The following is an 8,913-nucleotide window of genomic DNA, read 5'->3' as shown; positions in this document are numbered from 1 at the left end:
CCTAGAGTTGTATCCCCAGGAGTTTGTTGGAAGATGGTAAATGTTTCTTCTTGATCTCGCCAACCTTGTACCAGTGCAGAAAGTGCTAAAATTTGATAGTCTTGGTCGTTATATTTGAACCAACTCAAGATTATTGGATATATATCTTCTTTTTTGCTGCCAACTATACCAATAAATCGCCCGAAAAGTTTTGCCCAATAGCTTCTAAAAATATCTTCTTGCCACACCCAAGAAGTTTCTCTGACTTCAAATTTTTTCAACCAGTCAGTTAATACGGGTGCAGTCAGATCTATCGACTCTAGAATAGGTAATACCTTCTCCGATAAGAATTGAAGCCGTTCTATTAGTAGATTAAACTCACGAGGAAAACGAGAATCGACAAACATAGAGAAAATAGCCTCTAGCAATTTTTCTCCCGACTGCGCCAGTTTCCTCACATCGCTTATATCTCTAAAGCAATCCAACGCCAAAGCAATATTAACTGGCTGCTTAGCTAAATCTTCCTGCAACCAATTGGGATTTACTTCTTCAACTAAATAATCGATAATTTTCCCTGCATACCCTTCCCCAACGGTACTGCATATTAGCCGCATCACTTCGTGCCAATTTTCATCTTCCCAATGAGGTTTATATACCTCCTCCAGCAAATTTTCTATCAACTGATTTGGTATCTTCTCTAGCCGATGTACAAAATAAAAGGCACAAAAATATTCCAGAAATGCACGATGGACGAAACCATAGACATTATTGCGATCATTACCGCCATAAAGACAGAGAATAAAATTGCGCGATCTAAATTTCTCGATAATTACATGAGCTATTTTGGTAGCGCGATCAATATTCCAACTAAAATTTTCTTGAAAATAATCCCTAAACTCTGCTTGTATATTTTCCTCGCTAATATAATTTCCCGCCAGTCCCCCCGCTCCTTTTTGCATCCTATAAGCTAGGCGACGCAGCAAGTCTTTTTTTTGTTTTTCTCTAATCAAATACGGATCTATATTTTCATCTTGTAACTGCTTTTTGACATCCCAATGTTGCATTAAAACGCTAGCTGCGTGTTCGTATAATTCGCAGCGTTCCCGAGGCAATTCTTGATGTTTGCCAATTATTGCCATAATAGTTAATAACATGGGATTGCCAGCTAACAACCGAATGGAAGCAGATTCTTGATATGCAGTCATTACCTTATTTCGTCTTTTCTCTGCTTCGTCAAGTTGATCACTTAATGCGATTCCATACCAGCGTTCAATAAATGTTTCTACTTGTTCTTTCTCCAAGTCTTGTAAAGTAAAGTGAGTGAAATCAGCATTTTTTAAAATTGTCTCGTCATAACCAACTATGCGACTGGTGACAATTACTTTTACTTGGGGATGCTGAATTGTAAACCCAACTATTTGTCGCATCACTTCTTCGCGATCGCGACTATTAAATATCTCATCCAATCCGTCAAAAATAATTACAGATTGTCCCTTCTGGTTTAAATATTCTTCCAGTCCAGTTTCCGTCAAACCCCAGCCTTGATTTTTCCCCCGATAGTCAAAGAATTTCAGGAAAGTCTCTAATCTATTTTCAGCTTTGTATCCTACATATTCCCTCAATTCCACTAATAGAGGTAAATGGTTATCGAAAGCTATTTGTAAATCACCTTTTTCAGTCGGGTTAATTAGAGACAGCAACACATAACGAGCTAAAGTTGATTTACCCGAACCTGGATCCCCAAGAATAACTGTATATTTGTGTCTAGCGATCGCATCTAAAACTGGTTGGGGTGGTTTTTGTGTATATAGCTGACGTTCACGACGAAATTCTTCTAGATCGAATTTTTGATCTGTAGCAAAATCTTCGGGATCAAGTAATTTCCTAGACGATAATTCTTTCGGAATCTCTTGCGGCGGCTTCTCTTCTCTTACTTCTTGTTCCACAAACACCGTTCGCAATTCTATCGGGATAAATTCATCTTTTGTCGGCGGTGTTAATGCTGTGAGATCCAGATTTCTATATCGCTTTTGTATAGCTTGATAGTAATTTCTAAAATCTAGATCCTGTCTTTTAATTTCTGGTATTGGCGAAGTAGTTGGGATCAATTCCCTCAGCCACTTATATAAGCAATCATAAATGGATATTCCTAAATCTTCGGGTTGTTCATATTCCTCTATCCTCGATGTATCTCCATATTCTTGCTGATAACTATTAAAAAACTCATTGACCCTAGCAAATGCAGTTGCGTTTTCAAGCTTAGCAAAGTAAAGAACATTTTTGGGATTACGACTACAACGATAAATAATCCCTTGATGCCAGCCGATATTTTCCTGTTTTAAATAATCACAAATCGCCTTAAATTCTGCTTGCGTACCAGACTCTTTTCCTCCTGTATTATCCTCAAAGCGCAGCCAAAGAATACCGATAAAAATATCACAATCTTCTAATTTGTCTAAGCTATCATAATCGAGCAATTCTAAAGCAACTCCCAGGCTATCTGTAAATTGATTTCTCAGAGCTTGTATTGCCTTTTTTATCCGCTTCTTCTCCTCATTTACATCCCCTGGCGCAGCAAGATAAATTCTTATTTTGTCTGGCTTGCTTTTTTTCTGCTCTTTTTCTGTTAAATTATCTTTTATATATTGCCAAATAATATCTACTTTTGACTCAATACTATCCAAATTCAAGTTATTAGACTGAAATTGAAATAATTCCTGTAATTCAGTTTGTTGAGAGATAAGAGTATTATAAGCTGCTTGACTTTTATTAATGTCCTGTAGGAGAAACTCGCGAAAGGCTTGCTCGTTGTTCAGAATAGAGCTTTTGAAACTAGTGTGGACATAATTGACTAAATTATTTACTAATTGGGCATAATCATACTCAGATAAATTATGACCGCCAATAATAAGTACTTGACGAGCTTCTAAAGCTTTGGCTATTTTTCTTAAAAATTGGTCATCAGTTAGCACATCTAAAGATGAATCATCCAAGTCTAGACAAAAATCATTTTGTATAGCTCTACGCAGCTGTTTATCATCTATGCTAATCTCGCCGTCTTCTGTAGCATATTTTGTCAAGTGAGGTCTATAATCTTTTATAGCTTGTTGAAAAGCATCATAAAAGAAGTCTTCCAAAGATTTTTGATTAATTTTTTCAAAAGATGATTTAATCAAATCCCAAGTAGCATTAACGGAAATACCAGGCAAAAGTTGTTTGGAAATAAAAGCATTAATAAGATTAACCATAGCTAACTGGTTGCCCTATTGCCCTACAGATTTTTAGTCTTCAGTATATAATACAACATCAAAACAATGGATTCCGATACCGATAGGTGTACAAACGTACATGAGTGACTAGCTTGAATGTGGTTGCTCTGAGTCTCAAGTGATTTCTGCACCCAGTCAAATTTTGAATTTAGATTTACCTAGTTGACAAATACAGAAAAATTTGAGATATTGGTGTTTAGCATAAAAATGCGGGTATAGCTCAGTGGTAGAGCGTCACCTTGCCAAGGTGAATGTCGCGCGTTCGAATCGCGTTACCCGCTTTTAAATTATATAAGTAAACCACTACTGTTAATTATTTAATGGTAAAACCATTTGGGGTTTAGGGTGTAGGGAATGAGTGAAGAAGAAAATTTTTTTCAACCACTAAAATTTAATATCTACTAACACAATATCCTACCCGTTCTATTTCCCCAAATACCTATTTTTCTGGTTATTACTTTATTTTTTCCAGTTTTGATTGTTCCCAAAAATTTATTAGTGACACATTCAGCATTTCCAAACCTGTAAGCCGATATTCTGGCTGTTGTAATGCCGATCGCCAGACTTCATAACCCTGTTGACTCAAATGCAACCCATCTGTAGTTAATTCCGGACGTAGATTGCCTTGAAAATCTATAAACCAATGGTGGATATTAATAAACTTAGCACCTTCCTGCTTCGCTACCATCGCTAATTGCTTATTGATATAACGAATATAATGATTGGGCAAATTAGGTCTACTAGTTGGCAAGATTGATTGGATAATAATTTCAGTCTTGGGGTGAATTCGACGTAAGCGGCGAATCATTAGACGATGGTTGTTAATAATTGTCTTTGCCTTCGTACCCCTGCGTAAATCATTGATGCCAGCCATAATATAAATTGTGCGGGGCCTGGTTGCGGAAAAAACAGATAATCTTTTTAAAATTCCTGTAGAGGTATCTCCAGAAATTCCTTGATTTAGCCATAATTGACCATCAGGTAATTTTTCCTTCGGGAACCACATACTTAAAGAATCCCCAAGCAAAATGCTTAAATGATTATTTCCTTGACCATCAGCCATAGCCCGAGCTTCCATAGCTAACAAAGTTTTCCAATCAGTATAAGTTAACTTACGAAAGCGCTTACTAGAAACAGAAGATGGATACCATGTATTAGCACTTAAGCGCGTATAAATCCGTCCAGCCCTCAAAGCTGACAACCGTTGATAGTACATTTGAGGGCCAGAACTAACTTTACGACTAATTACTACTTTGGAACTAGGAGATGAATTGGCCGAGTTTGACAATCGTGGCTGGCTAAATTCCGGTGGTGAGATTTCAGCTACAGCCTCTATCTTACCATTTGTAATGATTGGCGAATTATTTTTGACACCCGATTCCGATGGATGATTACTAACTTTCATTAGTAAAGACTGGGGCAAAGCTGATGTTGGCACCGTCAATCCTGTTAACAAACTAGCTGCAACCAGATAAATATCTCTCATCTGTATCCTATTTATCTCCTAACTCCTACTTTTTCTACCCACAGTATGAATCTGTTGGTATCGGGAAATTTTGACCCTCTTATTTTTATTTACACCGTATAAATATGTAAAATACAGCAAAAACCAAACATTCACCATCTCTTTAAACAAGTAGTTTTTGGTATATATTAATATCATAAATATTTAAATTTATGTTGTGATTACGGTTGCGCTTTGTCAAACAATTCATAAATATTCTGATTCCAGGATAATTTCAAATTATTCATCAACAAAAAATATCAAATTGATGCTTCTATCTCAGTAAGATTAGCTAAATAAAGGATGGGAATTTGAAGCCATCTTTATGTAAATTACCCACCTGACTTGAAACAGGGTGTGGAGTGTAGGCTAAATAACTATCTTTACATCCTTGATGGTGAAAAATCTTGTGCATCAGAACTAACTTTTTACCGTATGCAGGAAATTCAGAGGGTGGAGGGTATCTCACAAGGGTAGGTTTTTACTATTTGGGTGAGGCTGAGACGTTAAAAAGAGACGCGGAGATGTAGAGAAGGGGAGACGCACCAGACACCGATGTGGTGAGGCTTGAACCGCCCACCAATCAGGAGCCATCAAATCGCAGATTTTGATGAGGGACTCAGACCCTTGGGGCTTATCGCATCGTACACTGGGCTTGGGACACATCCCGCTCCGCGTCCCCGTGTCCCTGCGTCCCCGCGTCATCCGGTTGAAAGGGAAGGAAAACTGGTACCCAAGGAATATCATTTCACGAACAAATGGACTTTGTACCCCCTTGTAATGAAATTTCCGGATTACATGAAAATTTTCCCTGGAGATGAAAATATTTACCCCACTTTTGGGAAACATAAGCTTATCGGCCAATTAAGCAGGGAACAGGGAACAATCTATGTGGAAGGATGGATGCAACTCCAACTTAAATGATACAACAGTGCCTGTATACCCATCTGAAAACGATCAAAACGGAGAAAGTAATAACCAGGGATTATCGGACAAGAATCAAGATTTATTAACTACTGCGTGTTCCCAACTTCAGGAAGGCATTCAGCAGCATAAAGAGGGGAAATTACAGTTTGCCATAGTATCTTTAACAGAATCATGGAAAAAATTTCAGCTACTGGGAGATTTGTCAAAACAAATAAGTAAGTCGGCACAATAAAACCAAACTATGTGAAGAATAGTAAATAAGCCTAAAACCCTTGTTCCCCCTGCTCCCTGCTCCCTGCCCCCTGCCTTATCCAAACGATAATTTTTTACGCCAACCTACTTAAAAGCTTTACGCTATTTGACATTAGTAGCTTACAATCATGGTGAATACCAATTTGTTATTAAATATGGTCATAAATGCCTATCCTTAGAGCCAGAATTAAAGATTCAAGAACAAATTCTTTCCTATATGGGTAATGCCTACCGTCACCTAGGCAATTACGAATCAGCAATTCAATTTTTAGATAAGGGTTTGGAAATAGCCAAGCAGTTGGATGATAAAAAGAGCTGGGTCGCAGGGTTAAATAATTTAGGACTGGTGCACAAGTTTTCTGGCAATTTACCTTTAGCAATCCAATTTTATGAGCAAAGTTTGACGATTTTGCAGGAAATTCAGGATCAATGGGGTGAGGAGCAGGTACTCAAGAACCTTGGGGATGCTTACTATACTCTGAGCTATTATGAGAAAGCGATCGCTCACTATCAAAAATCTATCCAAATTGCCGAATCTCTGAAAAAACCTCGCAATATGATCCGATTATTCAAGAATATGGCCACAAGTTACTATGCTTTGGGAGACTATGGTCAAGTCATTGTATGTTATGAACAACGTCTAAAATTAGCTCGAGAAATCAAAGATACACGCAGTCAAGAACAATCCCTGAAAAATTTAGGTATAGCTTGTGAAGCTAATGGAAACTATCGCCAAGCCATTACCTACCACAAACAGCGTTTAGAGTTAGCCAGAGAAACTCAAGATAGTCGTAGCGAAAAACAAACCCTTGCTAGCCTCAAAGCGGCTTATTATGCTTTAGGCGAATATACTGCATTAATGGCATTTGAGTGAAGAAGGCAGGGGATAAGGAGTAGGGAGTAGGGAGTAGGGAGTAGGGAGTAGGGAGCAGGGAGCAGAGGAGTAGTGTAAATAATTTATTTTTGGTGTTCCCAAATGTATAATTAATTATTAATAAATAAAAATATTCGGAATTTAAGAGAAGCAATTTTGACCGAGGAGTCAATCCAAAATCCAAAATCCAAAATCCAAAATCCAAAATCCAAAATCCAAAATCTAAAATTGTATGAGTGACAAAAATCAACTCAGCCTTTTTGAATATTCCCAACCAGAGCAAAAAGAACTCATACCAACAAGTTCCCAGATTCCCATTCCTGCGGAAACCTATGACAATTTAACTGAATTGAAACAACATTGTCAGCAATGTTATCGTTGCGAACTAGGAAATACTCGTCAGAATGCTGTGATTTTTCGCGGTAATCCCCAAGCATTGATTATGATCGTGGGGGAAGCACCGGGGCAAAATGAAGATGAAACTGGATTACCATTTGTGGGTAGAGCAGGACAGTTACTAGATAAAATTCTGGCATCAGTGCAATTAGATCCAGAACAAGATGTATATATTTGTAATGTAAATAATTGTCGCCCTCCTGGAAATAGAACTCCTACTCCAGGAGAAATTGCTGCCTGTAAACCCTATCTTTTAGAGCAAATTCGCTTAGTTAACCCCAAAATAATCTTATTGACAGGAGCAACAGCAGTCAAAGGGGTAATTGGTGATAAACGAGGAATTACCAAAATTCGCGGTACTTGGATGGAATGGGAAGGACGTTTGTGTATGCCAATTTTTCATCCTTCCTATTTGTTACGTAACCCTTCACGGGAAAAAGGTAGTCCTAAATGGCTGATGTGGCAAGATATTCAAGCAGTACGTGCCAAATTTGATGGGATTAGGAACCAGTGATATCATGTCCGTTTAAAGACTTATGATTAGGACTGCAAGGGAGCAGGTAAGCCACTGCATTGCGCAGGTTAAGCGCGTTGTAGCAAGTGGCGCAACCCGAAGGAGTGCAGGGGGAGAAAGAGTTTTGGTGATTTTGCATAGATGAGAATATCATAAGTAGGATCTGCTGAATAACTGAAAAATATTGATTTATCAATGCTTTGAGGCTATTTTATTGGGGAAGGGCGTGCAAGGAAATTAGGATTTTAGGTTTAAAATCCTTGCATCTGTTATTTTTGATGGCAAAAAGAATAGAAATAAAGACTCGGCGTTCGCTTATTTTGAAACTCTAAGTTGAATTAAAGCCTTAATTTAAAAGGAAAAAGGCGATTCCTAAGTAAGCGGTTATTTAGAAGTAATATTTGAAACTTTAATAAAAAGCCTCCAGAAGCGCCTATTTAAGACGTAGGGAGGTCTAAATCATAAAAATGGCTAAAACCTTGTAAGAGCCAAAAATGCCTGAATTGACGGCATATCCTAGATCATAAGCTTTGTAAGGCTTAATTAAATTTTCGGTTCAAAAATGAGCGAACGGACAGTAAAGAGGCTGGAACTACTCCCTACTCCCTACTCCCTACTCCCTACTCCCTACTCCCTACTCCCTACCCCCATCAAAAGACTTTTATGCCTAACGGCACGCTCTGCGAACAGCAAGCCCTAAATGATATGAACCATTAGCCTTAAGAAAATCCTACTCAATTCGTTCCTTCACCGATAAACGCACACCCCCAGAGGGTACAAAGGTCAGACCCCGACGTACAGGCTTAAGAGGACGTTTTTCAGCAAGAGTGAATGAATACTGGGATAACATGATTGCTAAAACCACCTTCATTTCAAACAGAGCAAATGCCATCCCTAAACAGCGACGATTTCCCCCACCAAAAGGCAAATATTCATAGGGAGAAAACTGCTGCTCCAAAAATCTTTCTGGTCGAAAACGCTGGGGCTCTGGGTAAATATCCGGTCGGTGGTGGGTTGAATAAATACATGGTGACAGTAAAACACCTGCTGGTATTTGATAACCAATCAATTCCATTGGTGCCTGGGTAATACGAGCTAGAGGGAAAAAAGCGATGGGATAAATTCTCAAGGTTTCTGAGCAAATAGCACTTAAATACGGTAATCGTGCAATTTCCACCGGATCTACACTGGTAATATC

General features: G+C 38.3%; 6 protein-coding genes and 1 tRNA gene. 4 read left to right on the top strand and 3 right to left on the bottom strand.

Going from position 1 to position 8,913, the window contains the following annotated elements:
* The coding region (locus CALSC_RS06110; RefSeq protein ID WP_143288170.1) for an NACHT domain-containing protein at positions 1-3,227 on the bottom strand (3,227 nt) is incomplete at its 3' end.
* A gap of 230 nt (positions 3,228-3,457) precedes the next feature.
* Here CALSC_RS06110 and CALSC_RS06105 point away from each other — a divergent pair.
* Positions 3,458-3,529, top strand: a tRNA-Gly gene (locus CALSC_RS06105).
* A 173-nt stretch (positions 3,530-3,702) separates the two neighbouring features.
* Here CALSC_RS06105 and CALSC_RS06100 read toward each other — a convergent pair.
* On the bottom strand, positions 3,703-4,734 hold the full coding sequence (locus CALSC_RS06100; RefSeq protein ID WP_088240505.1) for a GDSL-type esterase/lipase family protein: 1,032 nt from the start codon (positions 4,732-4,734) through the stop codon (positions 3,703-3,705).
* A gap of 949 nt (positions 4,735-5,683) precedes the next feature.
* Here CALSC_RS06100 and CALSC_RS06090 point away from each other — a divergent pair.
* From CALSC_RS06090 to CALSC_RS06080, 3 genes are all read left to right on the top strand, one after another.
* Entirely contained in the window at positions 5,684-5,911 is a 228-nt protein-coding gene (locus CALSC_RS06090; RefSeq protein ID WP_088240503.1) for a hypothetical protein, read from the top strand.
* A gap of 126 nt (positions 5,912-6,037) precedes the next feature.
* Entirely contained in the window at positions 6,038-6,805 is a 768-nt protein-coding gene (locus CALSC_RS06085; protein ID WP_088240502.1) for a tetratricopeptide repeat protein, read from the top strand.
* 232 nt (positions 6,806-7,037) lie between these two features.
* Positions 7,038-7,715 carry a uracil-DNA glycosylase gene (locus CALSC_RS06080; RefSeq protein ID WP_088240501.1) on the top strand — a complete coding sequence of 226 codons (678 nt, stop codon included), beginning with the start codon at positions 7,038-7,040 and terminating at the stop codon, positions 7,713-7,715.
* 730 nt (positions 7,716-8,445) lie between these two features.
* Here CALSC_RS06080 and CALSC_RS06075 read toward each other — a convergent pair.
* A partial coding sequence (locus tag CALSC_RS06075; protein WP_143288168.1) for a cytochrome P450 occupies positions 8,446-8,913 on the bottom strand: 468 nt, incomplete at its 5' end.

This window comes from Calothrix rhizosoleniae SC01 (genome assembly GCF_900185595.1).
GTDB lineage: Bacteria > Cyanobacteriota > Cyanobacteriia > Cyanobacteriales > Nostocaceae > Calothrix_A > Calothrix_A rhizosoleniae.
The sequence above is the reverse complement of the archived record's forward strand: the minus strand, read 5'-3'. Positions and strand labels throughout refer to the sequence as shown.

Bases quoted from the DNA above. Each gene is read 5' to 3' on its own strand.
- CALSC_RS06100 (WP_088240505.1), bottom strand. From the start codon at position 4,734: ATGAGAGATATTTATCTGGTTGCAGCTAGTTTGTTAACAGGATTGACG.
- CALSC_RS06080 (WP_088240501.1), top strand. From the start codon at position 7,038: ATGAGTGACAAAAATCAACTCAGCCTTTTTGAATATTCCCAACCAGAG.